General features: G+C 40.6%; 2 protein-coding genes. Both read left to right on the top strand.

The annotated features are described in order from the left end of the window. Nucleotides 1-131: 131 nt before the first annotated feature. Nucleotides 132-1,109, top strand: coding sequence for a transposase (locus tag F6J99_RS44480; RefSeq protein ID WP_293123706.1), 978 nt, complete (start codon nt 132-134; stop codon nt 1,107-1,109). 51 nt (nt 1,110-1,160) lie between these two features. Next, entirely contained in the window at nt 1,161-1,997 is an 837-nt protein-coding gene (locus F6J99_RS44475; RefSeq protein ID WP_293123703.1) for a cytochrome P450, read from the top strand. The last annotated feature ends 165 nt before the right edge of the window (nt 1,998-2,162 follow it).

Below are 2,162 nucleotides of genomic sequence, written 5' to 3'. Positions count from 1 at the left end.
TCACCAAAGTTGTCACCAGCAATTACACTGGAGCCAAAAAGATACTCAGGAGCCGTGTGAGGTGAAAACTTCACGCACGGTTCTGAAGCGGAGGTGCCCTGGATAATACCAGGCATCGACCGTAACAAGCTATTCACGCCAATGTCCTACAGGACTGCGTTAAAAGGGTAGATTTTGCTTTCAAGAGATTCCTGAAAGGAGACTCTAGCGGTAATAGAAGTGGCAAGCCTAGATTCAAGAGTAAGAGTAGATATAAGTCTTTAACTTTTTCTGCTTTCTCTAAAAACCCTATCCAAGGGAATAAGTTAATGCTTCCAAAATTTGGATGGGTAAAAATGGTTTACCATAGGCCAATTTCAGACGGATTTAAGATTAAAACTGCTGTAGTTACTCGTAAATCCGATGGTTACTATGTGACCTTATCATTGCAGGATGATACTGTGCCTGAGGTGATTCCGATTGAGCAAGTATCAAATCCTATCGGAATAGATATGGGTCTTAAATCATTTCTGATCAAATCTGATGGTTCAGAAATACCAATTCCACAATACTACCGAAAAGCTCAGAAACGATTAAAAAAAATTCAGAAAGCTGTCAGTAGATCTAAAAAAGGAAGTAATAACAGGAAGAAGGTTGTAAACAGATTAGGTAAAGCTCACAAAAAAGTCGCTGACACTAGAAAATACTTTCATTTCAAAACGGCAAAAAGCTTACTAGATAATCATGATCTAGTTGCTCACGAAAAGTTAAATATTAAAGGTTTGGCCAAAACTAAAATGGCTAAATCTGTATTAGACGCTGGTTGGGGTCAGTTTCTGTCGATACTATCAAGCAAAGCCGAGAATGCTGGTTTGATTGCAGTCGCAGTAAATCCTAAAAATACCAGTCAAAATTGTTCTAGTTGCGGAACAAAAGTACCTAAAAAATTGAAAGACCGCATTCATTCTTGTCCTCACTGTGGTTTTACCGAAGATCGAGATGTAAATGCGGCAATCAATATTTTGAAGTTGGCGGTGGGGCATCCCGTCGGAAGTAAAGCTTACCGAGTATCCGAACCAATAGGTGGAGTTGGTAAGAAGCCTACACTGAACCTGAAAAGGTCAGTGTAGGAGTATGTCACTATTGATATCAGTAGTAAGACAGATAAACTAGGGCAGTCTTTGCGAACAGCTTTGGAATATGTTTATTACCGAATGAATAGCCCCCTGGCACTACCTGTATGGATGCCTACCCCCAGAAATTTTGAATTCCGTAAAGCAAAACAAACACTCGACCGCCTCGTTTTAGACATTATCCAGTACCGTCGTGAACATCCCTCAGAGCAAAATGATTTGCTGTCAATGCTTCTAACTGCTCAAGATGAAGAGACTGGAATTGGGATGAGCGGACGCGAACTTCAAGACGAAGTAATTACGTTAATTAATGCGGGACATGAAACCACAGCTACTGCATTAGCTTGGACATGGTATCTAATCGGAACCCATCCTGATGCTATGGCTCAGATGCAGGATGAAGTACAAACCGTTTTAAATGGAAATTACCCTACGGTTGAGAATTTGTTCCAACTGGAATACACTCGTCGCGTATTTGATGAGTCTTCACGTCTTTGCCCAATCGGTTTAGGACTACCGAGAGTTGCCTTAAACGATGATGAAATTCAAGGATATTTTATTCCCAAAGGTACCATTTTCACTATTGCTCAATACTTTATTTTTCGCCATCCTGATTTTTGGGATAATCCAGAACAGTTCAACCCTGACCGATTTCTACCTGAAAAAGTGAAGCAAAGACCTAAATTTGCCTTTTTTCCCTTTGGTGCAGGTCAACACATCTGTATTGGCAAAAATTTAGCTCTGATGGAATCTACACTAATCTTAGCAGCTATAATGCAACGGTTTCACATTGAATTAGTTCCTAATCAATCCATAGAAATAGACCCCAGATTTTCCCTACGTCCTAAATATGGCATTAACGTTAGAGTGCGGAAAAGATATTAAGCTATAGCAATTATACGACTTGTGAGGTACAAATATTTGGGTTTTAGGGAGCAGGGAGCAGGGAGCAGGGAACAGGGAACAGGGAACAGGGAACAGGGAAAAAATACTGTGTACCTCAGGTGCGACCCGTGGCGAATTTAATTCTTAATGGGTCAAGCGCACCTA

Source organism: Moorena sp. SIO4G3, assembly GCF_010692305.1.
GTDB lineage: Bacteria > Cyanobacteriota > Cyanobacteriia > Cyanobacteriales > Coleofasciculaceae > Moorena > Moorena producens_A.
Note: the sequence above shows the minus strand (reverse complement) of the source record. Positions and strands in the feature narration are given on the sequence as shown.